The sequence below is a fragment of the Leptospira idonii genome (assembly GCF_004770995.1).
GTDB classification, from domain to species: domain Bacteria; phylum Spirochaetota; class Leptospiria; order Leptospirales; family Leptospiraceae; genus Leptospira_A; species Leptospira_A idonii.
In genome coordinates this window covers 156,448-182,108 of record NZ_RQHW01000016.1, presented here as the reverse complement: position 1 = coordinate 182,108, position 25,661 = coordinate 156,448, and the positions used below count along the sequence as shown (strand labels likewise).

The window sequence follows — 25,661 nt, the reverse complement described above, 5'->3', positions numbered from 1 at the left end:
TATGAAATTTACAGAACTACCTTTCCACGAATTGCTTCAAAAAGCCCTAGATAAAATCGGTTACTCCGAACTCACTCCCATCCAGGCGAAATCCATTCCTTTCGCTATGGAAGGAAACGATCTTACCGGACTCGCACAAACGGGAACGGGAAAAACGATGGCTTTCCTTCTTCCCACCTTGCACAGGTTACTCACCAGTGAAGAAGAGGAAAAACTTCCTTATGCCCTGGTGCTTGCTCCTACGAGAGAACTCACTATTCAGATCGGAGAAGAAGCGAAAAAGTTGCTTCAGTTCACCGATTACGGAGTCGCCACCATCATCGGTGGAACCGATTATAGATCACAAGAAGAAGCTTTGGGAAACAAAGCGTGTATCATCGTCGCCACTCCGGGAAGACTCATCGATTTCGTAAAAAATCACGGCCTTTCTTTGGAAGCCGTCAAAGTGGTTGTGTTAGATGAAGCGGACAGAATGTTCGATATGGGTTTTGTTCAAGACCTGAAATACATCTTTCATAAATGTAAAAACAGAAAACAAAGCCTTCTTTTCAGCGCCACTCTCAGTTATGAAGTGGTGAGGCTTGCCGGCAAATATCTGAACGATCCGATCGAAGTTCATATCAACCCGGAGAAGGTGATCACTGAGAGAATCGACCAGACACTTCTTCATTTGGGCAGGGAGGAAAAACTTCCTTACTTGGTGAATTCACTTTTGAGTTCGTCTATCGAAGGTTTGGGGATTATTTTTACGAACTATAAAATGAACATTCCTAAGATCGTAGCCAGTCTTAGAAATTACGGAATTACTGCGACTGGTCTTTCTTCCGAATTGGATCAGAAAAAAAGAATCCGCCTTTTACGCGATTTCAAAGAAGGAAAATACAAATATCTAATCGCTACGGATGTCGCTTCCAGAGGGATCGATATCGAAAACATAGACGTTGTTTATAATTACGATCTTCCTCAAGATGCGGAGAACTATGTGCATCGTATCGGAAGAACTGCCAGAGCAGGAAGAAAGGGAAGTTCCATCGGCTTCTGCTCCGAAACCGATTATATCGAATTGGAAAGAATCGAAAAATATCTGAACTCTAAAATCCCTGTTGCGGAAGTGAACGAATCCTACTTGGAATTCCCTGTAGGCGAATTCACTCCTGCCTTTCCGGAAGAAACCATTCCGGGGGAAAAGAAACACCAAGGAAGAGGTGAGAGAGAAAGAAAAGGGAAAGACAGAGAACAAAGAGGCAGAGGCAAGAGAGATCGAGAAAAGAAAAAAACGAATTCTCATGTTCCTGCTAAGATGAGCCACGAACATCATACCAAAACGGAAGGAAAACAACATCCTTCTTCTCATAAAAAATCGAGCAAAGGTTCTCATCAGGAGAGAAACAAAAGAAATGATTTCTCCGGTCCAAGTCACCAAACAAACGATAAATCCAGAAGAAACCTATTCGATATCGACGCAAAACCGAAATCTTCGACTAAGAAAAAATCGCTTTGGAAACGAATTCTCTCATTTTTTGGAAAAGGCTGATCCGTTTCGGATTTTTCATTCTTTTCTTTTTCACCTATAGCGGGTTAAACGCAGAAACGGTAAAACTTCCCCTGTATGGCAAAGGGGAGTTCGTTTCTTTTTCCGACTTAAGCCCTCTTTTTCCCGAACTTAAATTTCAAACCAGGGAATCCGTACTTGTGGGAAATTTACAGACTCCTCAAGGTAAAATTTCCTTTCGAGTCGGTTCCAGTTTTTATACTTTGGACGGCAAAATTCTCAAAATCGCAAAACCTCCTCTTTTGAAAAACGGAGATCTGTATCTTCCCATCGATTTGGTGGAATCCGTTTTTTTGAATTTGGTTTCCTACGATTTGAGATATAGATTTAAGGATTCCGAACTTCTGCTGGATATTCCCAAAGAACCCGCTCCCAAAAGAAACATCAATGTGAAGGCGATCATCATCGATCCAGGCCATGGAGGGAAAGATCCGGGGACTTCCGATGCGGACGGTAACTTCGAGAAGAACGTAAGTTTGGCGGTGGGCCGGTATCTCTATTTGTATCTTAGAAAATATTATCCCGAAATTCGTTTGGTATTGACTCGCAAAACGGATGTTTTTATCGAATTGGAAGATCGTTCCAAACAGGCAAACTCCCTTCTGAAAGATACCAGGGATTCCATTTTTATTTCCCTACATTGTAACGCTTCCTTGAATGAGAAAGCGGACGGTTTCGAAATTTATTATCTTTCTCAAAGTCCCAGCACGGAACAGGCAAGGGAAACCGCACTCGTGGAAAACAAATTCATTTCTCCCCATTCGGATGCGAATGTAAAGGCGATCCAATCCCAGATGCTTTCCAGTGTCACTCAAAGGAGATCCAAAAAATTGGCGGAATCCGTGGAAGCGGAATACGATCAGGGGATGACCGGTTTGATTTCTTCCAGAGGAGTTAAAAAGGCGGATTTTTCTGTCTTGCGAGGAAGCCTTATGCCTGCGGTACTCGTAGAAATGGGCTATTTGACAAACCCGAAAGAAAGTAAAATCCTAAGAGATAAAAACTTTCAGAAAAAAATTGCACGAAGTATCATCAAAGGAATTCATCATTATGCTTCATCCAAAGATTAAAGAATATTCCGCAGTGGTAAAAGAAAAGGCGGAAGTCTATGGAAGTCAATTTTACCGCATAGGAACGGGGAAAGACAAAACCACTCCCGAGTTTATTTTTCTATTTTTCTCCTGGTTTTCCCTTCTTCTCTTTTTTACATTCTTCATCTTGGCGGAAAAAAATCCATTCAACCTTTTGGTTCCTTTCAATGTGTTTCAATTGCCGAGCCACGATCCAAGGTCCTATTACAAGGTAACCATTTCAGACGGAGCGGAACAAGAGATCGCAGTCAATCGCAAGATCTTGGCGGATGAGAATCCTAGTTCCTTCGTATATCAATTGGTGAAAGAAGTCGGTTCTCCTCCTTATTTTCTCCCGGAAGAAAATCCTGAGATCCAAGGAATTGTTTTTGTTCCTAAAAAACTTTTGGATCTTCACTATTCTCTGAAGAATGTTTGGTTTAGAAGCGAAGGTAAAGTTTTGATTTTGGATTGGAACGAAGAGATGTTGGAATCTGTAATGAATGTTTACCGACTCCCTAGACTTTCCGTGAGCAGTTTGGAATCGGAAGACGATGCGAATGCTCCTGAAGATACGATCACTTACTATTCCGGCGGAGAATCTTCCGGGCCGAAAGAAAGCGAAGAGGTGACTCGCCAAAGAAAATTGACCGCTCTAGGAGTTAGTTTCCGTGCGATTGATTCCACATTGTTTGCAAATTTCCCGGAACTGAAAACCATTCAACATAAGTTAAATGGAGAAACCAGAGAGTATCCGGGGTTAGCAGGATACGATTTTTCTTCCGATCAGAACCGGAAATAATAGAAATTCAAACAATCTTTTAGCGTGGATCTTAAGGATCCACCCACATTCCATTGTCTTTGATGAGTTCTATGAGTTTGTCGGCAGCTTCCGTTTCCGGCACTCCCTTCATTACGATTTCCTTTCCTTTATAAAGGTGCACTTTCCCGATCCCCGCTCCTACATAACCGAAGTCTGCGTCCGCCATCTCCCCCGGCCCGTTTACGATGCATCCCATTACAGCAATTTTAACACCTTTTAGGTGGCCCGTATGGGATTTGATTTTCGCAGTGGTGGATTGAAGATCGAACATGGTTCTTCCACAGGAAGGACAGGAAATATATTCCGTTTTTGTCAGTCTGAGCCTGGTTGCTTGGAGTATGTCGAAAGTAAGATCGATGGTCGTTTCCGGATCCGGTTCTTCCAGGCGTATACGAATGGAATCTCCGATTCCGTCTAACAGAGAACCTCCCAAATGAATGGAGGCCAAATACATAGCTTCTTCTTTGTCTTTGTAACTGCCGGAAAGGACGATCGGGAAATCGGAGTCTTTTAGAAGGTAGGCAAGTTTACGCACCGAACTCAACTCCGAATTGGAAACGGAAAAAGAAAGATTTTCCATCTTTCTTTTTCTGCATTCTTTCAAGAGGGAAGGGATTTGGGAAAAGGAATCCTCTTCCAGGCAGAATTCGATGGATCTATGGTCTTTTGCATAGTGAGCTGCAAAGTCCAGAAAAACGTCTCTTTCCGAAGTTTCATTCGCACTTTCGGAGAACAAAAAGGGATTCACCACCCATTTTTGTAGGGAATATATTTCTTCCACAAAACTTTCGTATTGCGATGTTAGGATGTCGCTCAGTTGGAAAGAAATCGCATTCTGGATTTGATTTCTTTTTTTCAAAGAGGCAAGTGCGGTGAGTGCGAACTCGTCTTTTAAGGAAAAAAATACGATTTCATTTTCTCTTCCCGACCTGTTCCCTTTGAAATTCAAAGTTGTGATTTCAGAAACGGATTCCGGCCCGAAAAAACTGAATTCAGTTTCGATGCGGACGGGGAATTTATCTCCCAAACCTGTTTCTCCGATTTTGATTTCTCTTGAATAAAAGCGGGAATAAGCGTAAGGATCTCGAAATTCGGAATATGCAGTGTGGTTCGATTGGGATTGGAAAGTTTTTTCTTGTTCCGTTTTCCAAGCAGAGTTGTATTTACGAACCAATTCCTTTGCGACAGGGATTTCGTGGATCGCATCTTCCGTAAGGGAAACTCTTATGGTATCGCCTAACCCTTCTTCCAGTAAGGATCCGATTCCTATGGAGGATTTGATCCTACCGTCTTTTCCGTCACCTGCTTCTGTTACGCCTAGGTGAAGAGGGTAATCCATTCCCAGTTCGTAAAATCGGGAAACGAGAAGGCGATAAGCTTGGATCATCACTTGAGGATTGGATGCCTTCATGGAAACTACTATGTCTTTGTAATTATTTCTTTCCGCAATTCGTATGAATTCGATCGCAGACTCTACCATTCCGAGAGGAGTATCTCCGAAGCGGTTCATGATTCTGTCGGAAAGGGAACCGTGATTGGTTCCTATCCTCATGGCGACTCCCAGTTCTTTCGCTCTCAAAACCAAGGGAGTGAATATTTCTTCGATTCGTTCCAACTCTTCTTCGTATTCGCGGTCCGTATATTCAATGATGTCGAATTTCTTTTTATCCGCGAAATTACCCGGATTGATTCTTACTTTTTCGACCCACTCGACACATTTGAGTGCCACTTGGGGAGTGAAGTGGATGTCAGCAACCAAAGGAACTTTGAGACCTAGTTCCTTCATTCTCTTTCTGATTTCTGGGAGATTGTCCGCATCCGCTTGACTTGGCACAGTTAGGCGAACAAGTTCTGAACCGATTTTTTCCAAATCTGCAATTTGACGAACACTTGCTTCCGTATCACGAGTGTTAGAGGTAATCATGGATTGGATGCGGATCGGATTATTCCCTCCGATTCCCAAACCTCCTACCTTCACTTCACGGGTAGGGCGGCGTTTATAGAAAAAAGGGGATTCGTTGTATTTGGGATTCATCGATTTCTTATGGTCTCATTATCTATAAATTTTGGATCTAAAATTTGGGCAAGCAGTTCGAAATTTCCGATACGGTTCAATTTCCTTTCTTCGGTTTCCGAAAATCATCTTAGGAAGAAAAATCCCAGAGTAACCAGGATGAGCGCTGAAGTTAAGTCAAGTTTACGCAGGAAATACAGGGTGCAGGTAACCGTCGCCATCTACAGGGAAGGAAGTCTGTCCTACAAAAGCGAAATTTTGTCCCCTGCCTTTTATTCCAAAAGGGCGGAAGCAAGAGACCACATCCGCCAAGAGATCAGGGAAAGACTGGCTCATTCCCGTTTTTTCCGTTCTTCCCGTTTGGATTACGATTTGGTTCGTTATACGGAAGAGGCTACCTGTAATACATATCTTCGTTATACGATTCAAGACACCGAAATTTGACCCCTCAGGAAAAGTTATATTCCTGGTTCCTTTTGAACCAGAGAGATCTTACTTTTAGAAAGAAAAAACAGGCTTATTCCATTTGGATCTCCGAAGTGATGCTGCAGCAGACGAGAGTCGCTGCCATGCTTCCCTTATACGAAAGTTTCATCAAAAAATTTCCAACAGTAGAAACATTGGCTTCCTCTTCGGAAGAAGAAGTTCTTTCCGCATGGAAGGGACTGGGGTATTACAGCAGAGCCAGAAATATCAGAAAAGGTGCGATCTTCCTGTCCCAAAACTATAACGGCAGTTTTCCTAAAGATTTAGGAAAGGTTTTGGAAGTGCCCGGGATCGGTCCTTACACGGCAAGAGCCGTTCTTTCCATCGCATACGATCTTCCTTTCGCAGTTTTGGATGGAAACGTAAAGAGGGTGCTTTCTCGTTTGTTTCTTTATGAAAAAAACATATTGGGGTCGAATGCGGACAAGGAACTTCAGATTTTAGCGGACGAGTTTTTGAATCTGAAATATCCGGGAGATCATAATCAGGCGATGATGGAGTTAGGTGCCACTATCTGCCTTCCCGAAAACCCGAAATGTCTTCTTTGCCCTTTACAGCAGGATTGTATCGCACTTTCTAAAAATCGTACGGATCAGGTTCCCATCCGAACGAAAGAAAAAAAGAAACTGGAAATGACCGCTAAGATTCTTTGGATGGAAGCGGGGGATGAAGTTCTTCTTGTAAAGGAAAAAAGTCCTCGTTTTTTGAAAGGAATGTTCGTACTTCCTTTTTATTTCGAAGGAGAACTTCCTTCCGAAGAATATGAAACCTCTCCTTTTATTAGTAAACTTTCTCTTCTTCCCGATTTACGCCCTTACGGCAAAACATTTTCTCATACGATCACACATCATAAATTCAAATTTTTCGTGATAGGAAACAGTTTCAATAAACAAAAATTAAACGATGAAATCTCTTCTTGGAAGAAGGATATCGAATGGAAATGGGTCAAAAAAGAAAAATTAGAAGAGGAATTCCCTTCATCTCTCGCTAAAAAAACTCTGAATGCGATTCTAAAATAAAATTCATTTCTTTAAATGAGTTGCCGACTCTTTCGAAATTCGGATTGATAGATCATTTGGCATAAGCGGCTTCGGATCTCTCCGCAGCGCAGAAAGTTCGGCGGTTCTCTGAGGAGAGTTTTGATGAATTCGATGATTAAATGGCTGGAATTTGTATTTGCGTTCATTCCTCTTTCTTTGTTGGAAGTTTGGGGTCGTTTCGGTTATATCATCGGCCTCTTTCTGATGGTGGCCGCTTTCGGAGGTTTCACCTTTCGGCCGGGAGGGAAATGGGGGATCGGGAGAGAAAAATTATCCTGGGATGCACAGGCTCTTTTTAGTGTCGTTCTTACTTTTGTTTTAATCTTTATCACGGGTTATTTGGGATCTCTTATCGTTCTGGTTCCCGGAGCGCAGACTTTCGAATCGGTGAAAGACCTTTCCGTTTTCTGTTCCATCGTTCTTTTCGGTTATCCCGCTTTACTTGCTGTTCCCTTCGCTTACGGTCTGTCCGATCTAATAGAAGGAGTTCCTCCTCAATTTTTATTGGATTGGTTCGTGGGATATTTCATCAATCCCGCTTGTTTCTGGGTCGCCTATCAGTTGATAGGTAGAAACCCGGATTTTCGTAAGGCCAAAACCTGGGCTTGGTATTTCGTATTCGTTCTGATTTTTATGGGAATCGAACCTCAGCTTTGGGGATATATTTGTTCCGGTCAGTTCACTTCCGAAATTTCATATAGAAACATAACTCCCGCACTTTTTTTCACTACTTCCATCACATGGATCATCGCACCTTTCTTTATGTTAGTTGCTTTTCCTTTGGCGAGAAAATACGGACTTTTCTGGGCGGAAATCCCAGGTCATGTAAAGGAAGTTTTACTGAGTTATAAAGAAAGAGTTTGGGAAAGCGGCAGAGGGGAAATTTCGGAAGCAAATTCACAAGGCAGCGGACTTCCGATTCGCATGTTCCTTGTGACTCCTTTCATCATTTTGGTTTTGGTCATGGTCGGTATGACTGCTTATTTGACTTTAAGCAGTTCTGAGGCTGCCGCAGATAAACTCGCTTCGAGACTGCATCAGGAAATTTCCGAAAACATCAATCTTTTGTTAGATGAATATTTGGAAAAGTCGAATCCGAACCGACCTAAAAGTTCGTATGAAATCCATTCCCTTTTGAAGAGAACGAATATCGCAGAACACGGAAGAGCGTTCGTGATGAATCGAAATGGAATTTTAATCGCTTCTTCTTTGGAGGAATATCCTGATAGAGAATGGAATGCGAAAGAATGCGAAGATTTAGTCATCCGAAATGCGGTCGTTAAGATCAACGAACAATTCGGAAGTTTGGATCTTTTGAAGGTTCCCTCTCAGTTCCGATTCGATATCGTCACTGCAAAACCTCTTTCCAGAGAAACTTGGTTTTCCCAAGTCACTCCTTATGAAAGTCATGACGGAAATGAGAACTGGCTGGTAGTGACAGTGATGCCCGCCTCTTATTATTTGGCGGGAGTTCGGGAAGGAAACAGCCAATCTGCAACTATATTCGCAATTTCACTCACCTTGTCTTTATTAATTGCTACTCTTCTTGCGGGGATCGTTGCCGCACCTTTGCGCAAAATCTCTCTTGCCAGCCATGCGATTGCTTCGGGAGATTTGACTCAGAGAGTTCCTTCCAGTGGACTTGCTGAGCTGGGTGCATTGTCCTCTTCGTTCAATCATATGGCGGAGCAGCTTCAAGAATCATTCGAACTAACAAAGGCAAGCGAAGATAGATTCCGTAAATTGGCGGAAACCATTCAGGACGTATTTTGGATCATCAGTCCGAACCAAGATCAATTGTTTTATGTAAGTCCCGCTTATGAAACGATTTGGGGCCGAACCTGTGAAAGTCTTTATGAAAGTCCTAGAGATTGGTTGGATGCGATTCATCCCGAAGAACAGAGCAGAGTAGAGGAAGCATTTCGAAAACAGTCTGACGGAAACTACAACGAAGAATACCGAATCATAAGACCGGACGGAAGTATTCGCTGGATTCACGATAGAGGTTTTTTGGTCTATAACGAGGACGGTGTTTTGGAAAAGATCGTGGGGATCGCCAGAGATGTTTCCGTTCAGAAAAAGGCGGATGAAGATCTTAGGAACAGCCAAAAACAATTTAAGGATCTTGTGGATACGACTCCCGGAGTGGTTTGGGAGGCTGATGCTGTTACGTTTAATTTCACTTTTGTGAGTAAACAGGCTGTGGATCTTCTTGGATACAGTTATGAGGAGTGGATGGTTCCCGGTTTTTGGGCGGATCATATCTATTCCGAAGATAGGGATGAAGCGGTGAATTTTTGCGTCACTTCCACTAACAGACTAGAGGCACATAATTTCGAATATAGGTTTTTGTGCAAAGACGGTAGGATCGTCTGGCTCAGGGATTTAGTAAAGGTCATCGTAATAGACGGCAAACCGAAATGGCTTAGAGGAGTGATGGTGGACATTACTGAAAGAAAAAAAATGGAGGAGAGGCTTTTCGAGAGGAATCAATTCATCGAATCCATATTGGACATCACTCCGGACATTTTGTACATATACGATATCATAGAAAGAAAGAACGTTTACAGCAATAACGGAATTCACAGGGTTTTGGGATATTCTTCCGAGGAACTGAAGAATATGGGAGAACAGATGATTTCCGATCTGATGCATCCCGACGACTTTAAGGACTATCTGGAGAAGGTCATTCCCCGTTACGAAAAAGCGAGCGACAAGGATTTGATCGAACATCAGTACAGAATGAAACATAGAGACGGCTCTTGGCGCTGGCTGATCTCCAGAGAATTGATCTACGAAAGAACTGCGAGCGGCAGACCCAAAAAAATATTCGGAATTACGAACGATATCACCAAAAACAAACAGGCGGAAGAAACAATTTTAGACTTGAATGCGAACTTGGAGAAGAAGATCGATATAAGAACGGAAGAACTTCGCAAATCGAACCAGGATCTTACGGAAGCGATCGGCTACCAAAAAAAGGTGATGAAAGATCTGCAGGACACCCAAGATCAACTCCTTACTTCCGAGAAATTGGCCGCACTAGGTCAACTTGCTGCGGGAATGACCCATGAACTCAATACTCCATTGGGCGCCATTGTTTCATCTAACAGAGCTATTTTGGATATAGTGAACCTTTCCATGAAGGAAATTCCGTATATTCTTTCCGGTTTGGACGAAGCGGATACGAAACGATTCGGAGTTCTTTTGGAGGCAAGTTTGAAAGACGCATCCCTTTTGGAGAACATTCCCAGTAGAGCTCTCAGGAAAGAATTTATTGCCAAGTTCAAAGAAGCCCAAGTTCCCGATTATGAAAAAGTGGCAAACACCGTGATGGATGCGGGAGTGTATAAACTTGGGGACGATTTACTCGATCTTTTGCGAACAGAAAAACGAAATGAGATTTTGAAAGCGGTTTCTTCCTTTTCCACCATCTCTCGATTAAGCAATGTTATTTCAGTGGCTACTGGAAAAGCTTCTCATGTTGTTGATGCTTTGAAGAATTATCTGAATCCTGGAGGAAAAAACGAAGAGGAAGAAATTGTTCCGGTGGATATCATTTCCGAAATTGAAACCATTCTAACTTTATATCAAGGGAAGATCAAATACGGAGTAGATATCGTAAAACGATTCGATACGACGGAAAGATGTCTTGGCAACGGAAATAAATTGAATCAAGTGTGGATCAACCTGTTAAATAATAGTTTACAGTCGATGGATTACAAGGGTAAAATAGAAATTCAAGTGGAGAAAAAAGATTCCTGGATAGTCACTTCTTTCATCGATTCAGGAAAGGGTATCCCTGATGAAATCAAAAGCAAAATCTTTCTTCCGTTTTTTACCACCAAAAAACACGGAGAAGGAATCGGGCTTGGCTTGGACATCTGTAAAAAGATCATTGAAAAGATGGGAGGAAAAATAGAATTCGAGAGTGTTCCTGGTAGAACTAAATTCAGCGTTTACTTAACTCCTGCCGAATCTATCCGATAATTGAATGATGGAAACCCAAACCGAAACGGAACAAAGTGCGATTTTATGTGTGGATGACGAACCGATCATTCTCATTGCACTTAAGGAAGAATTGAAAAAACAATTCGGAAGCGAGTTCCAATATGAAGTCGCTTTAAGTGCTAACGAAGCATTGTCGGTAATCGATGAGCTGGTCAGTACGGGAGTGAATGTGATTTTAATCCTTTCCGATTGGCTGATGCCCGGTTTGAAAGGAGACGAGTTTCTCATCACAATCCACAAAAAATACCCAAACATTCGTTCGATTATGATCACAGGCCATGTGGATGAAGCCGCCATCGAAAGAGTGAAAAAGGAAGCAGGGACTTATGCGGTTCTGCCTAAACCTTGGGACTCCAAACAATTGATGGATGCCGTGAAGGTTTGCTGTAACAAAAATTAATATTTCCGAGGAAGGGGACTCCTTCCCTTTCCCTAAAATCTCGTTTTTCGGCTTTCTTTCTTTTTAAAAATCCCTCTTGAATCTTCAAAAATCCTAAACAATTTCAGGCATAATTTTGAAATGGGTTCAGAGCCATTTTTTATGCGTACCATCTATATCAGAAAGCTTAGATTCGAAGAGGCAAGGTTGAAGTTGGAAAAGGAAATCAACGACGCCTTTATGGATGGGGAACAATTTGTGGAAATTTTGCACGGAATCGGAGAAGGAATCCTGCAAAGAATGGCGATTGACTACGTAGAGTCCTGCGATTTCCTGAAATTAGTAGACAGGGATCCTATGTTTCGGGGCAACCCGGGAGCCACCCAAGTGGAGATTTTGGCTCCTTCCAAAGAATATATAAATCGATTAAGAAAATGAAAACTCCTCAGGCTAATCTTCAGATTTTAGATGTCACTTTGCGGGACGGGGAACAGACCAACGGCGTTTCTTTCTCCTGGCAACAAAAGCTGAATATCACAAAATTTTTGTTATGTGATTTGAAGGTGAATCGTGTGGAGATCGCCAGCGCAAGAGTTTCTCCCGGTGAATTTGAAGCGGTCAAAAAAATCATCGAATGGTCTAAGGGAGAAGGCCTTACTGATAAAATCGAAATTTTGGGTTTTGTGGACATCGACAAAACCGCGAATTGGATGAAGGAAACGGGTGTTAAAGTTCTAAATCTTCTTACCAAAGGTTCTTATAATCATTTAACAAACCAATTACGAAAAACTCCAGAGGAACATTTTGCAGAAATTTCTGAGACGGTAGAGAATTGTAAAAAATTCGGGATCGCGGTCAACGTATATATGGAGGATTGGTCCAACGGATACATCCATTCCAGAGACTATGTGATCCAATATTTGGAAACTGTTTCCAAGTTTCCCATAGATAAGTTCTATCTGGCGGATACCTTGGGTGTTCTGTCTCCCGACGAAGTCGGTTTTGCGATCAAAGATCTTGTAAATTTATTTCCCAATCTGTGGTTCGAATTTCACGGCCACAATGATTACGATTTGGCGGTTGCCAATTGTATGGCGGCGGTGCAGTCGGGAGCAAAAGGGCTTCACGTCGCAGTGAATGGACTGGGAGAGAGAGCGGGCAATTCTCCTTTGGAAGCTGTAGTCACTGCCATCCACGATAAATTGAAAATTAAAACCGATGTTGTGGAAAAAGAAATCACGAATGCTTCCCGTTTGGTGGAGGTTTTTTCCGGGAAACGAATTTCCGACAACAGACCGATTGTGGGCGAGGACGTATTCACCCAAACGGCAGGGGTTCATGCGGACGGGGATAAAAAAGGAAATTTATATGCGAACTTAATTCTGCCGGAAAGATTCGGAAGAACCAGGGTTTACGCATTGGGTAAGTTAGCCGGTAAAGCAAGCATTACAGAGAACTTAAAACAATTGGGAATGGTTCTTTCGCCGGAGATCGAAAAACAAGTCCTACAAAAAGTCATCGAATTGGGGGACCAAAACAAAACGGTCACCAAAGAAGACCTTCCTTATATCATTGCCGATATTTCCGGTAAAAATATGAGCGCCTCTTTTCAGATAGAAGCCTGTACTGTGACGAGCGGAATCGGTGTCAAACCTACTGCCGATCTGCATGTTCAGTTCAAAGGAACTAAATATCAGGAAAAGGGGGAGGGCGACGGAGGTTATGATGCCTTTATGAATGCTCTCGGCAAAATTCTAAATAAATTGAATGTCACTATTCCTCCGTTATATGATTATGAGGTTCGTATTCCTCCCGGAGGAAACACGAATGCACTTGTCGAAACAGTAATTACTTGGAAAAGGGAATCGGACGTGCAGCCGATTCGCACTATAGGAATCGATTCCGATCAGCAAGTGGCTGCGATCAAAGCGACCGAAAAACTACTTCATATCATTTTAGGATAATTTATGCATCATCTTTTGTTAGTCGGTCTCGGCAATCCCGGGGATAAATACAAATTCAACCGTCACAATATCGGCTTTATCGTTCTGGACGAGTTTGCCAAAATGAAAAATCTTTCCTGGAAAGAATCGAAGAAGTTTGCGGAAACGAGCCATTCCGGAGAAGGTTATAAACTCCATATCGTCAAACCTCTCGAGTATATGAATCTATCCGGCAAAGCGGTGCAAAACTTTTGCCAAAGTTTTAAGATCCCCGCTTCTCAAGTTTTGGTGGTGCAGGATGAAATCGATCTTCCTTTCGGAAAATTAAAGAACAAAATCGGTGGGGGAACTGCCGGCCACAACGGTCTAAAGGACATAGTGGAAAAGATAGGATCCGATTTTCACAGACTTCGTTTCGGAGTGGGCAGACCAGAAAAAGGGGGGATCGAAGTAATTGATTTCGTTTTGCAAAACTTCAATTCGGAAGAAAAAGCAGCTCTTCCCTCTTTGGTGAAAGAGAGTATCGGCAAAATAGAAGATTGGATTTCCGTTTCCGTCACTGCACTCAATCAACAAAAAGGTTAATATAACTTTGACATCCCTTCCTTCTGAAAACAAATCCAAAGAAATTCCGATAGAAGCGGAACTAAAAAAAATTCTTCTGCAGACTGTCGTATCCATAGTCATCGTTGTGGGAATCGTATTCGGTCTCGCTTTTTTCTTCAGAGAGCCGTTGCTCGGCCTTTCCGGTATGTTTGTTCGTTTGTTCGGTTACGGAGGATTGTTTTTCGGAATGTATCTTTCCGACAGCCTACCAGCATTCATTCCTCCAGACGCCTTTCTTATGTTGGCTGTTAGTGGCAAAATGAATCCTTTTTATACGATCCTATGGATGTCTATCGGTAGCATTCTGGGAGGAAGCACCGCTTATGCCATCGGTCGTTATTTTATCCCCCGTTTTCATTTGGGGAGACAGATGGTGCTTCATTACGAAGACAAACTTCTTCCTTACGTAAGAAGATACGGTTTTTGGGCAGTCGTTTTAGCCGCACTCACTCCCATTCCTTATTCTTGGATGGCCTATACTGTAGGAACGTTTAAGATGCGTTACAGATTGTTCTTTTTCGGCTCCTTATTTCGATTCGCTCGAATTGGAGTTTATTTTTATGCGATGTATGTCGGCTGGGTGACAGGAGTCTAGACGAATGTCCGAAGAGAGATTGTTCCCTAAAACGAAGGATGAGATCATTCTCGAAAAGGTTCGTTTTTTCTTTCTTCCCGACAGAACTGCCGCTTTTGTGAGAAATCTTGTGGACGGAAAAGTTTCGGAAAGGTCTCTCGTATGTTGTCATTCCGGCTGTGACGTATGTAATGAAACTATATACAATTGTTATATGGCAGTGAAAAAAGAATTGGAAGAAAACTGATTTTACAGGAAAATTAGCGATATGTCCTCTTTGTTCCCGGAACCTTCTAAACAGGTTCCGCTTGCCCATAAACTAAGACCTTCTTCCTTCGATCAGTTTTTCGGGCAGGAAAAAGTGGTTAGACAGGTTCTCACTTTAACCAAACCCACATCCATATTATTTTACGGCCCTCCCGGAACCGGAAAAACCACTCTTGCACATTTAATCGTTGATAAATGGTCATTGCCGAAACGTTTTTTGTCCGCTGTGACGAGCGGAGTAAAAGAGCTGAGGGAAGTGATCGAAGAAACGAAAAAAATAGGAACGATTGCCTTGTTTTTGGACGAGATCCATCGTTTTTCTTCCGCACAGCAGGATGCACTGCTGCCTTCCGTAGAACAAGGAGATTTGATTTTAATCGCAGCAACTACGGAAAACCCTTCCTTTCGAATCAACAGGGCACTTCTTTCCAGAACTCAAATCTTTCGTTTGAATTCTTTGGACGAAAGAGAAACAAAATCCATCATTGAACAGGCATTAGAAAAAGTCGGGGAAGGCAGAAAACTTTCCGAGGACGCAGTTACTGAAATTTTAAATGCAAGTGCGGGAGACGCCAGAAAACTTTTGGGAATTTTGGAAGGCCTTCTTTCTCAATCCGAACCGAATGAAACCATTTCCTTGGATCATGTGGAAAGGTTTTTGGGCGCCAGACTCATTCAATACGACAAAAACAAGGACCAACATTACGATGTGATCTCCGCTTTCATAAAGTCTATGAGAGGTTCCAATCCGGATGCGGCTCTTTATTATTTGGCGATCATGTTGGAAGGAGGGGAAGATCCTCTATTCATTGCTAGGCGGCTTGTCGTTTTTGCAAGCGAGGATGTGGGAAATGCCAGTGTTCATGCACTTCCTTTGGCGATCGCAACCTGGCAGGCTGTGGAAAGAATCGGAATGCCTGAGGCGAGAATTCCTCTAGGCCAATGTACTACCTTTTTGGCCAGCGCTCCTAAATCTAATGCAAGTTATTTGGGAATCGATAAGGCTTTGGCTTACGTTCGGGAAGGAAAACTGGGTTATTCGATTCCGAATCATTTGAGAAATGCTCCTACCGCCACTCATAAACAGGAAGGGGCGGGGAAGGGATATAAATACCCTCACGATTATCCGGATCATTTCGTTTTGGAAAAATACTTTCCGGACGAATTTTATCCCAAACCGCCTAGGTTTTATGAGCCTACGAACCAAGGTATGGAAAAAAATCTGAAAGAACAGCTTCGCAAACTTTGGGGAGAAGGCTCGTTTTAGTTATTTAGAAAGTTCTTATTTTTTTGCTTCTTTCTCTTTGATTTTTTCTTTCCAGATCTTCGGTCCTGTTTCGTGAATGGATTTCCCGTTCGCATCCACCGCAACGAGAACCGGCATATCATATACTTCAAACTCATGAACCGCTTCCATTCCTAAATCTTCGAATGCGACTATCTTAGATTTTCGAATCGCTTGAGAAACCAGATAGGCCGCTCCTCCTACTGCGATGAGATAAACGGAGCCGAATTTCTGAATGAGATCGATTGTCTCTTTTCCTCTCTCCGCTTTTCCTATCATTCCGAAAAGTCCTGTTCTCTCTAATACTTGTTCTGTGAACTTATCCATTCGAGTGGATGTAGTGGGACCGGCAGGACCGACCACTTCGTCCGTTCCCGGTTTAGGATCCACGGGGCCGACATAATAGATGAATTTACCTTTCAGATCGAAGGGAATTTCTTTTCCTTCCTTCCAAATCTCAGTCATTCTTTTATGAGCAGCATCTCTTCCCGTCAGAATTTTTCCTCTTAACAAAAGTCTGTCTCCTGATTTCCAAGAACGGATTTCCTCTTGAGTGATCGTATCCAAGTTGATTACCTTGCCTAAAGATATGTCCTCTTTCATTTCCGGATCAGGCCAAACGTCGAGAGAGGGAGGAATAAACTCCGGAATTTTTTCGTCATTCAGTGTGAAGTGAATGTGTCTTGTTGCGGCACAATTCGGAATGATTGCGATGGGAAGCGAGGCTGCATGTGTGGGAAAGGTTTCTATCTTTACGTCTAAGACAGTAGTGAGTCCGCCTAATCCTTGTGCACCGATTCCCAATCGATTCACTTTTTCATAAAGTTCTAATCTTAATTTCTCTACGTTGTTTTTGGGGCCTTTTTGTTTGAGATCTTGGATGTCGATCGGATCCATCAGGGAACGTTTTGCCATAAGCACTGCTTTTTCTGCGGTTCCTCCGATCCCGATTCCCAAAACCCCGGGGGGGCACCAACCGGCTCCCATTTTAGGAATGGATTCTAAAACAAAATCGACTATGGAATCGCTCGGGTTTAGAATTGCGAATTTCGCTTTGTTTTCAGAGCCTCCTCCTTTGGCTGCCACCCAGAAATGGATTTCATTTCCTGTGACCATTTCCGTATGAACGATTGCGGGAGTGTTGTCTTTCGTGTTGTTTCTCAAACTTTCCGGATTTGCCACCACGGAAGCTCTTAAAGGATTTTCAGGAAAGGTATATGCTTTTCTCACTCCATCATCAATTAATTCTTGTAAGGTTTTATCGCTTTCTATGATGAGATGAGAACCCATTTTTACGAATACCACTACAATCCCAGTGTCTTGGCATAATGGGCGATTTCCGAATGCTGCCATTTTGGAATTTTTCAGGATCTGAAAGAGAGCGTTTTTCGCAGGAGGAGATTCTTCTTTTTTCCACGCATCATACATTGCATCCACAAAATCTTTTGTATGATAGGCGGAAATATATTGTAATGCACGGAATACTGATTCTGAAATATGATTGCCCGGAAGAATTCTGATTTTTGTCATCGGATCTTGTTTTTCCCTGTTTTCATTCTATCTTTAATTAAAGTTTTGCGGTATACCCAATCGTTCTTCTTATTTTTTTACGGGAAGAGAATGCAAAATTTCGTTCCTTAGAATTTTTCCGTTTTTTGTTCTTGGAAAATTTTCAAAGAAGTGGATTTTTTTAGGTGCTTTGTATTCCGCAAGCCGCTCCTTTCCATAGGCGATCAGATCCTCTTCCGAGATTGTCTCTTCCGGATAAGGAATTACACATAACGATACGAGTATCTTATCGTTTCCCACATCCTCTCCAATCGCAACACAGTCCGAAATTTTAGGATGAGATTTCATAACCCTTTCTATTTCGTAAGGGGACACTCTGTACCCGAAGGTATTGATGATATCATCCTTTCTTCCTATGAACCAAATATAACCTTCTTTATCTATTGTAGCATAATCTCCTGTGATGAAATATCCGTTTTTTCTGGACTTACGATCCTCTTCGGGGAGATTCCAATAGCGAAGGAAGAGTCCAGGATCCTTTTCCGAAACTATAATCAGACCTTCTTCTCCGAAAGATACAGGCCTTCCGTCCGGATCCACTATGTCCACTATATGTCCCGGCTGGATCTTTCCTGCGGAGCCCGGTTTGATGGGATTGTTTTTATTTTGTGATATATAATAGGAAAATTCGGACATGCCCAAACCTTCGTAAATAGGAACCTCGAAACGGCTTTTCCATAGACTCAACACTTCGTCTGACAAATGTTCTCCTGCAGACATACAATAACGAAGAGAGGGAACATCTTTTTTGGAGAAATTCGTTTTTTGCAGGATTTGCCTGTAAACGGTAGGAACCCCTATAAAGATAGTGCAGTTGTGTCTTGCTATGAGTTCAGGCCAAAGTTCCGGATGATTTTTTCCTTCGTAGGCAACAACAGTATGACCTCTGTAAAGAGGATCCATAAGAGCAGTCCCTAAAACATAAGTCCAATTGAATTTTCCCGAATGTAGGATTCTATCGTGTTCTTGAAAATGAAACCAATGTTCGCTGGCAGGTTGCCTTCCGAGCAAAGCTCTGTGTGCATGAAGCACTCCCTTGGGGTAACCGGTCGTTCCCGATGTATAAACAAGATAAGCCGGATCGTCCGCTTTTGTCTCTACTGGATCGGGAAGTTTCATTTCTTTAGGAAGTTCCTCTTCCAAATCGATAAAACGGAATCTTCCGTTCGACTTAGGCATCTCTCCTTTTCCGGAAAGATAAACTGTTTTCAAAGGAAGGACTTCCGTAAGCTCACTTTCCAGATCTTTCCACATGGATTTTTCCAGAACAATGACTTGTGCTCCCGAATCTTTTGCGATATAGGACACTTCTTTAGGTGTCAGAAGAGTGGAGGTGGGAGTTGCGATCGCTCCCGATTTGAGAGTTCCGAAAAAACTGACAGGATATGCGATCGAATTGTGCAACCGGATCAGTACTCTTACGTCTCTAGGGTATCCTAATTGAGAAAGTGAAAAATGAAATCGGGAAGATAACAAAGAAAGTGTCTTAAAATCGCATTCCTCCTTTTCACCGTTTTCATTTTCGATCACGAGTGCGGTTCTGGATTCTTTCTCAGTTCCCAAATGGGAATCCGTGACGGCGACACCTATGTTGAAATATTGCGGGATTTTCCATGAGAAGTTTGATTCAGTCATAAAATTATTTTCCTTTTTATAAGTAACATATTCGTACAGTGTCAATTAAATCCCATATAGGGTCAGTTTTCCAGGATCACTCTATCGGGGAGTTTTTTCTCATATTTTCCTTCCAATTCATCGAATGGGATTTTGCCTGCCGATTCCCGTTCTTTAAGTAGATGAATCGTCTATACCCTACTTGCTCCTGGACATCTCTTTAATATTTGTTATACTGTATAGTGAGAGAAGACCGGCGTTGTAGGCACTGAAATGCCTATGTGTTTTTGAACCGCTTAAAAAACTAGTTGCTGTTCTCTTTATTTTCGCCGCTTCCCGGTCTTATATAATCAGTGTAAGATGCCATTCTCTCTGGCACCTGGGATTTCAACCTGGTTTCTTTTAAGTTTAAGGTCAACATGCCAGCACGATTACGGTCATCCTTGATAGATGTGGTCATAATTGCCATCTAAAATAATTTGGATCGAGAATGGGAATTCCTTCTCAGAAAGAATCAAACTCGGCATAAACCCGTTATTAGACTGGGATCTTGCTTTGTTTTAGGTTCACGTTTTCGATTCGTGTTCTGTATTTTTCTAATATATCCAATTGTTTCGGATCCGTAACCGAACTTGTAGCTAGGTTTAAAAACTCTTTTGCCTTTTCGAATTCTCCTTTTTTTCCATATAACACAGCTAAATGGGTAATATTATTCAATGAATTCGGTTCTCGCAACAAGAGCCTTTCCGAATATTCGATGGCTTTTTCTATTTTACCTAATTTTTGATAGGCGAAGGAAAGGGATAGTAGAACGAAATTGCTGTCCGCACTGACGGATATATATTTTTCTCCGTAAGCGACCGCTTTTTTATATTCTTTGTTTGTTATCTCGGAACGAATCAACCTTCTGAGTATTTCCTGGTTGGGTCCGCTGGACTCGGAAATGGATTCGGTTCGATTTTTTTCATCAGGATCGTATTCCAATCGGAATAAGGACAAATCGTCCGTAATATCTCCCGTTTGTTGGATGGATCTAACGATTCCTCTGAGATCTCCTTGTCTTCTTCTTACGTGCTCTAAGAATAGTTTTTCATCTGTATTTAAAAACTGACTTCCGCTGCAAGCTCCGTGAACCAGGATATCATCCTTACCATCCGAACCTCCGATCAATATATCTCCTTTCTGCAAAGGAAATATATTGATGGCAAATCTTTCTTGGGGAAGTGTCGCTCCTATTTTCAAATAGCTATATCTTGTTTCCACAAAGCTGGCAACTCCGTCTCTATATAAAATCAAATTGGGATGTTCTGCGTTTACGAAATACAAAAGCCCTGAGTCGTCTTCCAAAAGCCCTAAAATCAAAGACACTAACATCGTATAATCGAAGCTTTCGAAAGTTTTATTGAGTTCTTGGAATGTTTCTCTCAGCCATTGTTCCGGATACCAATTTTGATATTCCTCCCTGTTTTTGGTTCTTTCTATGATGGATCCGAACACTGCGCCTAGAACGAGGGCTCCTGCCGCACCTTGCAGTGATTTCCCCATAGCATCCGCATTGATAAATACGGTATATCTTTTGTCTTTTAAAAAAACGGTATGCGCTACGGATAAATCTCCTCCGATCTCTCCCTCTTTTCCCTTGAAGGAAAATTCTTTTTTCTGTTTGGTGAGAAATTCGACCTTTACGTTTTTACTTTCTATCTTTGTTCCGCCTAACGGTTTTACCAAAAGAGAGGTTAGATAATAATCTCCGTCTTGGTGGAGTTTGATCCTTCCTAATTCCTCGGCGGCTTCTCTTTTTCCGATTTCATAGGCGATGCTTGTGCTCATCATTTCGATCACTTCTATAAAATAATCTTCGATGGGGATTCCTCCTGCCTCAGTAGAAAAAAATCCGATGGAACCTTCCACTTTTCCTTCTATGAGAATGGGAACTTCGATCGATTTTACGAAGCCATATTCTTTGTAGAAAAGAGTTCTATGTAATTCCTCATCCGAAGAGAATATATCCTCGTGATAGATCGTTTTTTTGTTCGAGGCCGCTTTGGCAAAAAAAGTATCTACTAGCCGAAACTGATCTCCCTGTTTGAGTGTAGTATTTTTTCCTTCTACACGAACGATTCTGTATTTATCCTGCTTCAGTCTGCTGATGGTTCCTATTTGAAAGTGAAATAATTGTAAGCCTGTTTTTAAATACCCGGAAAATAGATCTTCTATCGAATCGAAATGGGAAGTGGCAAGTCTGTGAATTTCTTTCAATGCATGGCTCAGTGAATAAACGGATTCGATCGCATGAGATATGTATGTATCCGACTTTCTTCTCTCCAGTTCTTGTGCAGTTCGTACGGAAGTCAGTTCTAGGATGCGGATCACTCGAGAGAGATGAGGAATATTCTTTTTGCTGAGGATGGAGATCACTCCTATGATTTCCCCCGATCTTCCTTTAAGAGGATAACCTAAATAATGTGATCCTTTTATGGAAAGAATAGATTCGAATCCCGGATATTTATCCTCCAGATCCGTAGTGTGAAAATAAGTTTTTGTTTCCACTACCTCCGAGCAGGGAGCTATTTTCGCATTATAAGTTTGGGGAGGGAAATGTTCTCCCGAATGGAGAAAAGCCAAGGTCTGAAAGTTGGAAGTCTCCTTTTTCCATTCTGCAATCCAAACGGTTGATAGGTGCAGAACGTTTGCCAGTCTTTGTACTCTGGTTTGAAAAAAGTCTCCTGCAGGAGGGGACAGTATCAGTGAGGAAAGGCTGTCTAAGATTTCCTGAGATTCTCTGGAAATTTCGTAGGGATTGTAGTTCGGTCTTACTTCTGTAAACATGGTCGCTTCCTTCCTTTGGATCTAAAAGGAGGGGCGAGAGAGGGAGCAAGGAGAAATATGTTATGGCGGATAAATATTCTGTTATAGCGTATATTGTGCTGTGCAAAATGCAAAAATTCTAATAAAACTGCTGGGAGATTGGTATTTCTTCTTTTTTTTGAAGAAAAACAGCGTTATATTTTGTTTAACTTTGGTTTGGTGGAGTGGTTCCTTCCTGTTAGGATCTTACTTTTTGAGATGGATCTTTCTGGAAATGAGAAGGGACTTCGGTCTCTTTTCGTATTTCCTCTTTTTAAATGTACAAAAGGAAAACATATTTTTGAGAACGATTCTCAAGATTGTGGTTTATCTACTTCTCTGATCATAAAAATATCCCAAAAAGAATCTCGCCTTGACATATTCGCTAAGTGATGAGATGATTTAAGGAATGGGTTCTGCTCCAGATAGTTTTGCACCTATCCTTATTCAATTAGCTTTGGGACTTGGCTTCTCCGCCGTCATACTATCGCTTGCCTTTCTTCTCAATCCGAAAAAAAAGTCCAAGCCTGCCGACACTTTCGAATGCGGTGTTACGTATTACGGGGACGCAAGAGGTCTCTTCAACATCAAATTCTACTTAGTCGCCGTCTTATTCATATTATTCGATATCGAAGCCGTTTTTCTTTATCCCTGGGCCGTCAATTTGATCAATTTCAAAAACGCAGGATTAGGCGGTTTCTTCCTTGTCGAAATGTTTTTCTTTCTTTTGATTTTAGTGGTCGGTCTATATTATATATGGAAGAAGGGGGCGCTTGAATGGGATTAACGGATGTTTTAGCTAAGCCCGGTGAAATGTTCGGGGATATGTTCCAAGTGGCCAAACTGGAAAATGTGGTTCAGTGGGGACAAAGTTATTCTCTTTGGCCGTATCCTTTTGCGACTGCTTGCTGTGGGATTGAATACATGGGAACAGCTTGTGCCGACTACGATATCGCCCGTTTCGGTGCGGAACGTCCTTCTTTTTCTCCCAGGCAGGCAGATATGATTTTAGTTTTAGGAACCATCACTTATAAAATGGCTCCTGTCCTTCGTCAAATCTACGACCAACTTGCGGAACCTAAATTTGTCATCTCTGTCGGAGCTTGTGCTTCTTCCGGTGGTATGTTTCACACCTACGGAGTGTTACAAGGTGTCGATCGCATTCTTCCTGTGGACGTTTATGTTCCCGGTTGTCCTCCTCGTCCGGAAGCTCTTTTGGACGCACTTGTAAAGCTGCAAAATAAAGTGCAGGCACAAGGTCTGGATGCAAGAAGACAGGAAATTATGAAAAAGATCCAAGAGATCAACGAAAAGAACAAACCTCTTGTTGTTGCATGAAAGAATCGATCCAATCCTACTTAGAATCCAATTTTTCCAACTTCCTTGTTACGGGAAGGGACATAAACACGAATCTTCCTTATTTCTGCATCAAACCGGAAGGGATCGTTCCTGTAGTAAAAGCTCTTAAAGATCATCCTGAATTTCGTTTCGACTATCTAAACGATCTAACAGCTGTTGATTGGCTGGGAAAAAGAGAAACTCGTTTCGAAATCATTTATTTACTTCGTTCCCCAAAAAATAAACACTTCCGCATACAACTGCGGGTTTCCGTGGAAGAAGGGGAATCCGTTCCTAGCATCACTGAAATTTTCGCAGGAGCCAATTGGCCGGAGAGGGAAGTTTTCGATCTATTCGGAATTTCCTTTTCTCAGCATCCTAGAATGGAAAGGCTCATCCTTCCCGATAATTTTGTGGGTCATCCTCTTCGCAAAGATTTTCCTTTGGAAGGTCCGGGACAAGACTACCTCATCGAAGACTTACTTACCATCCATATCAAAGAGGATATAAGCCAATCTTAGGCTTGGAGATCTTATGGTGATGTACGAAAAAACCGCCGAACATTTCGGCCAGAAATACAAAGAACTTCCCGAAGGTCATTTGCTTGTCAACTTGGGACCTTCTCATCCGGCCACACACGGGATTTTACAGAACGTAATTCAAATCGATGGAGAAAGAGTCGTAGAGGCGGAATCTGTCATCGGTTATGTGCATAGATGTTTTGAAAAGTTAGGCGAAAGATACGACTACAACCAGTTTTTGGTTTGTACGGATCGTATGAACTACGTGTCTACCCCTTTGAACAATATCGGTTGGATTTTGACTGTAGAGAAGATGTTGCAGATCCAAGTTCCCGATCGAGTGACCTATGTTCGAATGATCATCTCCGAACTTTCCCGTTTGATGGATCATATCATTTGCAACGGAATCATGGGAGTTGACTTGGGGGCTTTCTCGGGGATGCTTCACTTGTTTCATCATAGAGAAAACATATATCAAATTCTTGAGAAACTAACCGGCGCTAGACTCACTACCACTTTTTGCAGAGTGGGAGGGATGGAGAGAGATATTTATCCTGAGTTTCAAAAAGAAATCAAGTTGGTGATCAAGGGACTCAAACCTGCCATCGCCGAATTCCACGAATTATTGATACGAAATAAAATCTTCAACGAAAGAACCGATGGGATCGGAGGCATTTCTAAAGAAGATGCAATCGCTTACGGTTTTTCCGGGCCGAACTTACGTGCTGCAGGAGTGGCTTGGGACGTTAGAAAAGACGATCCTTATATGCTCTACGACAAAGTCGATTTCGATATTCCCGTAGGAGAGGACGGTTCCGCACTTCATAGAACCTTAGTTCGCATGGAAGAGATGCATCAATCCATCCGAATCATCGAACAACTGATCGACGGAATTCCGGAAGGTTCTTATCATGCAAATGTTCCTCATACATTTCTTCCTCCTAAAGACAAAGTCTATAGCAATATGGAAGAATTGATCTATCACTTTAAGATCATCATGCATGGCGTGAAAGTTCCTCCGGGGGAATACTATCATGCTACGGAAGCTGCCAACGGAGAACTTGGTTTTTACGTAGTGTCGGAAGGAGAAAAATCTCCTTGGAGAGTTCATGTTCGCAGACCTTGTTTTTGGTATTACCAAGCTTTCCCTCAGATGGTAAAGGGTGGTCTTCTTGCGGATACCATTGCCACAATGAGTTCTTTAAACGTAATCGCAGGGGAGTTGGATTGTTAGATGTCCTATCAATTTTCACAAGAATCAGAAAAAAGATTCCAAAAGCTAGTTCCTCAATTTCCTAACAAACGTTCTTTGATCCTTCCTTGTTTGTTTCTTTTGCAAAGAGACAAAGGATTTGTGGATCACGACGGAATGCAATACATTGCCGATCGAATCGGCAATCCTGTTTCCTTAGCTCATGTCCATGGTGTAGCCACTTTCTATACCATGTACAATAAAAAGCCTGTGGGAAAATACCATGTTCAAATTTGTTCGAACATTTCCTGTTATCTTTCCGGTTCTGACGACATCACTGCTAAAGTTTGCAGTAAGCTGGGAATCGAAGAAGGGCAAACCACTAAAGATAAAAACTTCACCGTTACCGAAGTACAGTGTTTAGGTGCTTGTGGGTTCGGCCCGGTGGCTCAAATCAACGATCGTTATTATGAGAATCTTACACCTGAAAAAATAGATCAAATCTTGGACGAATTGGAAAAGGGGTAATT

At 42.1% G+C, this 25,661-nt stretch carries 22 protein-coding genes; 18 read left to right on the top strand and 4 right to left on the bottom strand.

Annotated elements, in window-relative coordinates; translation table 11 throughout:
- The first annotated feature begins 1 nt into the window (after position 1).
- Genes EHS15_RS05660 through EHS15_RS05650 form a run of 3 tightly spaced genes read left to right on the top strand, consistent with a single transcriptional unit; the run spans position 2 to position 3,424 of the window.
- Positions 2-1,534: a DEAD/DEAH box helicase gene (locus EHS15_RS05660; protein WP_135759572.1), complete on the top strand. Its 1,533-nt coding sequence runs from the start codon at positions 2-4 to the stop codon at positions 1,532-1,534.
- Positions 1,498-2,622 (top strand): N-acetylmuramoyl-L-alanine amidase, encoded by a 1,125-nt coding sequence (locus EHS15_RS05655; protein ID WP_135759571.1) that lies wholly within the window; start codon positions 1,498-1,500, stop codon positions 2,620-2,622. The genes EHS15_RS05660 and EHS15_RS05655 overlap by 37 nt, the downstream gene beginning before the upstream one ends.
- Positions 2,603-3,424 carry an LIC_10740 family protein gene (locus EHS15_RS05650; RefSeq protein WP_135759570.1) on the top strand — a complete coding sequence of 274 codons (822 nt, stop codon included), beginning with the start codon at positions 2,603-2,605 and terminating at the stop codon, positions 3,422-3,424. Before EHS15_RS05655 ends, EHS15_RS05650 begins: the two co-directional genes overlap by 20 nt.
- Positions 3,425-3,455: 31 nt before the next feature.
- On the opposite strand, the gene ispG is transcribed toward EHS15_RS05650, so the two are convergent.
- Positions 3,456-5,480 (bottom strand): (E)-4-hydroxy-3-methylbut-2-enyl-diphosphate synthase, encoded by a 2,025-nt coding sequence (gene ispG, locus EHS15_RS05645; RefSeq protein ID WP_135759569.1) that lies wholly within the window; start codon positions 5,478-5,480, stop codon positions 3,456-3,458.
- A 138-nt stretch (positions 5,481-5,618) separates the two neighbouring features.
- On the opposite strand from ispG, the gene EHS15_RS05640 reads away from it, so the two are divergent.
- From EHS15_RS05640 to EHS15_RS05595, 10 genes are all read left to right on the top strand, one after another.
- Positions 5,619-5,903, top strand: coding sequence for a hypothetical protein (locus EHS15_RS05640; protein WP_135759568.1), 285 nt, complete (start codon positions 5,619-5,621; stop codon positions 5,901-5,903).
- Positions 5,900-6,964 (top strand): A/G-specific adenine glycosylase, encoded by a 1,065-nt coding sequence (gene mutY / locus EHS15_RS05635; RefSeq protein ID WP_135759567.1) that lies wholly within the window; start codon positions 5,900-5,902, stop codon positions 6,962-6,964. Before EHS15_RS05640 ends, mutY begins: the two co-directional genes overlap by 4 nt.
- 123 nt (positions 6,965-7,087) lie before the next feature.
- The gene (locus EHS15_RS05630; RefSeq protein ID WP_135759566.1) at positions 7,088-10,975 is read left to right on the top strand and encodes a PAS domain-containing protein; all 3,888 of its coding nucleotides are present in this window, start codon (positions 7,088-7,090) and stop codon (positions 10,973-10,975) included.
- Positions 10,976-10,982: 7 nt separating this feature from the next.
- Entirely contained in the window at positions 10,983-11,396 is a 414-nt protein-coding gene (locus EHS15_RS05625; RefSeq protein ID WP_135759617.1) for a response regulator, read from the top strand.
- A gap of 141 nt (positions 11,397-11,537) precedes the next feature.
- Positions 11,538-11,813, top strand: a complete 276-nt coding sequence (locus tag EHS15_RS05620) for a Smr/MutS family protein (protein WP_135759565.1) — start codon at positions 11,538-11,540, stop codon at positions 11,811-11,813.
- Positions 11,810-13,339: a (R)-citramalate synthase CimA gene (gene cimA / locus EHS15_RS05615; protein ID WP_135759564.1), complete on the top strand. Its 1,530-nt coding sequence runs from the start codon at positions 11,810-11,812 to the stop codon at positions 13,337-13,339. Before EHS15_RS05620 ends, cimA begins: the two co-directional genes overlap by 4 nt.
- 3 nt (positions 13,340-13,342) lie before the next feature.
- Entirely contained in the window at positions 13,343-13,903 is a 561-nt protein-coding gene (gene pth, locus EHS15_RS05610; protein ID WP_135759563.1) for an aminoacyl-tRNA hydrolase, read from the top strand.
- A gap of 7 nt (positions 13,904-13,910) precedes the next feature.
- Positions 13,911-14,519, top strand: coding sequence for a YqaA family protein (locus tag EHS15_RS05605; RefSeq protein WP_246051909.1), 609 nt, complete (start codon positions 13,911-13,913; stop codon positions 14,517-14,519).
- A 4-nt stretch (positions 14,520-14,523) separates the two neighbouring features.
- Positions 14,524-14,745, top strand: coding sequence for a hypothetical protein (locus EHS15_RS05600; RefSeq protein WP_135759562.1), 222 nt, complete (start codon positions 14,524-14,526; stop codon positions 14,743-14,745).
- A 12-nt stretch (positions 14,746-14,757) separates the two neighbouring features.
- Complete coding sequence (locus tag EHS15_RS05595; RefSeq protein ID WP_425460626.1) at positions 14,758-16,032, top strand: replication-associated recombination protein A; 1,275 nt, start codon at positions 14,758-14,760, stop codon at positions 16,030-16,032.
- Between the two features lie 15 nt (positions 16,033-16,047).
- Here the strand turns inward: EHS15_RS05595 and EHS15_RS05590 are convergent, their stop codons facing one another.
- From EHS15_RS05590 to EHS15_RS05580, 3 genes are all read right to left on the bottom strand, one after another.
- A complete protein-coding gene (locus tag EHS15_RS05590) occupies positions 16,048-17,580 on the bottom strand; it encodes a fumarate hydratase (protein WP_135759560.1) in 1,533 nt (510 codons plus the stop codon).
- Positions 17,581-17,649: 69 nt separating this feature from the next.
- Entirely contained in the window at positions 17,650-19,254 is a 1,605-nt protein-coding gene (locus EHS15_RS05585) for an acetate--CoA ligase (protein WP_135759559.1), read from the bottom strand.
- 516 nt (positions 19,255-19,770) lie between these two features.
- Positions 19,771-22,062, bottom strand: coding sequence for a GAF domain-containing SpoIIE family protein phosphatase (locus EHS15_RS05580; protein WP_135759558.1), 2,292 nt, complete (start codon positions 22,060-22,062; stop codon positions 19,771-19,773).
- 427 nt (positions 22,063-22,489) lie between these two features.
- Here EHS15_RS05580 and EHS15_RS05575 point away from each other — a divergent pair, with 427 nt between their 5' ends.
- From EHS15_RS05575 to nuoE, 5 genes are read left to right on the top strand one after another with little or no spacing between them, the layout of a single operon-like run.
- The gene (locus EHS15_RS05575; protein WP_135759557.1) at positions 22,490-22,867 is read left to right on the top strand and encodes an NADH-quinone oxidoreductase subunit A; all 378 of its coding nucleotides are present in this window, start codon (positions 22,490-22,492) and stop codon (positions 22,865-22,867) included.
- A complete protein-coding gene (locus tag EHS15_RS05570) occupies positions 22,858-23,418 on the top strand; it encodes an NADH-quinone oxidoreductase subunit B (protein WP_135759556.1) in 561 nt (186 codons plus the stop codon). Before EHS15_RS05575 ends, EHS15_RS05570 begins: the two co-directional genes overlap by 10 nt.
- A complete protein-coding gene (locus EHS15_RS05565) occupies positions 23,415-23,939 on the top strand; it encodes an NADH-quinone oxidoreductase subunit C (RefSeq protein WP_135759555.1) in 525 nt (174 codons plus the stop codon). Before EHS15_RS05570 ends, EHS15_RS05565 begins: the two co-directional genes overlap by 4 nt.
- A 13-nt stretch (positions 23,940-23,952) precedes the next feature.
- Positions 23,953-25,173, top strand: coding sequence for an NADH-quinone oxidoreductase subunit D (locus tag EHS15_RS05560; RefSeq protein ID WP_210416299.1), 1,221 nt, complete (start codon positions 23,953-23,955; stop codon positions 25,171-25,173).
- Positions 25,174-25,659, top strand: a complete 486-nt coding sequence (nuoE, locus tag EHS15_RS05555; protein ID WP_135759554.1) for an NADH-quinone oxidoreductase subunit NuoE — start codon at positions 25,174-25,176, stop codon at positions 25,657-25,659.
- Positions 25,660-25,661: the final 2 nt, after the last annotated feature.

What these genes read in the sequence shown, in the direction of transcription:
- EHS15_RS05590 (WP_135759560.1), bottom strand. Translation starts at nt 17,580, where the DNA reads ATGACAAAAATCAGAATTCTTCCGGGCAATCATATTTCAGAATCAGTA.
- EHS15_RS05565 (WP_135759555.1), top strand. Translation starts at nt 23,415, where the DNA reads ATGAAAGAATCGATCCAATCCTACTTAGAATCCAATTTTTCCAACTTC.
- EHS15_RS05560 (WP_210416299.1), top strand. Translation starts at nt 23,953, where the DNA reads ATGGTGATGTACGAAAAAACCGCCGAACATTTCGGCCAGAAATACAAA.
- EHS15_RS05575 (WP_135759557.1), top strand. Translation starts at nt 22,490, where the DNA reads ATGGGTTCTGCTCCAGATAGTTTTGCACCTATCCTTATTCAATTAGCT.
- ispG (WP_135759569.1), bottom strand. Translation starts at nt 5,480, where the DNA reads ATGAATCCCAAATACAACGAATCCCCTTTTTTCTATAAACGCCGCCCT.
- EHS15_RS05625 (WP_135759617.1), top strand. Translation starts at nt 10,983, where the DNA reads ATGGAAACCCAAACCGAAACGGAACAAAGTGCGATTTTATGTGTGGAT.
- EHS15_RS05585 (WP_135759559.1), bottom strand. Translation starts at nt 19,254, where the DNA reads ATGACTGAATCAAACTTCTCATGGAAAATCCCGCAATATTTCAACATA.
- cimA (WP_135759564.1), top strand. Translation starts at nt 11,810, where the DNA reads ATGAAAACTCCTCAGGCTAATCTTCAGATTTTAGATGTCACTTTGCGG.
- EHS15_RS05600 (WP_135759562.1), top strand. Translation starts at nt 14,524, where the DNA reads ATGTCCGAAGAGAGATTGTTCCCTAAAACGAAGGATGAGATCATTCTC.
- pth (WP_135759563.1), top strand. Translation starts at nt 13,343, where the DNA reads ATGCATCATCTTTTGTTAGTCGGTCTCGGCAATCCCGGGGATAAATAC.
- EHS15_RS05660 (WP_135759572.1), top strand. Translation starts at nt 2, where the DNA reads ATGAAATTTACAGAACTACCTTTCCACGAATTGCTTCAAAAAGCCCTA.
- EHS15_RS05580 (WP_135759558.1), bottom strand. Translation starts at nt 22,062, where the DNA reads ATGTTTACAGAAGTAAGACCGAACTACAATCCCTACGAAATTTCCAGA.
- EHS15_RS05620 (WP_135759565.1), top strand. Translation starts at nt 11,538, where the DNA reads ATGCGTACCATCTATATCAGAAAGCTTAGATTCGAAGAGGCAAGGTTG.
- EHS15_RS05640 (WP_135759568.1), top strand. Translation starts at nt 5,619, where the DNA reads ATGAGCGCTGAAGTTAAGTCAAGTTTACGCAGGAAATACAGGGTGCAG.
- EHS15_RS05650 (WP_135759570.1), top strand. Translation starts at nt 2,603, where the DNA reads ATGCTTCATCCAAAGATTAAAGAATATTCCGCAGTGGTAAAAGAAAAG.
- nuoE (WP_135759554.1), top strand. Translation starts at nt 25,174, where the DNA reads ATGTCCTATCAATTTTCACAAGAATCAGAAAAAAGATTCCAAAAGCTA.
- EHS15_RS05630 (WP_135759566.1), top strand. Translation starts at nt 7,088, where the DNA reads ATGAATTCGATGATTAAATGGCTGGAATTTGTATTTGCGTTCATTCCT.
- EHS15_RS05570 (WP_135759556.1), top strand. Translation starts at nt 22,858, where the DNA reads ATGGGATTAACGGATGTTTTAGCTAAGCCCGGTGAAATGTTCGGGGAT.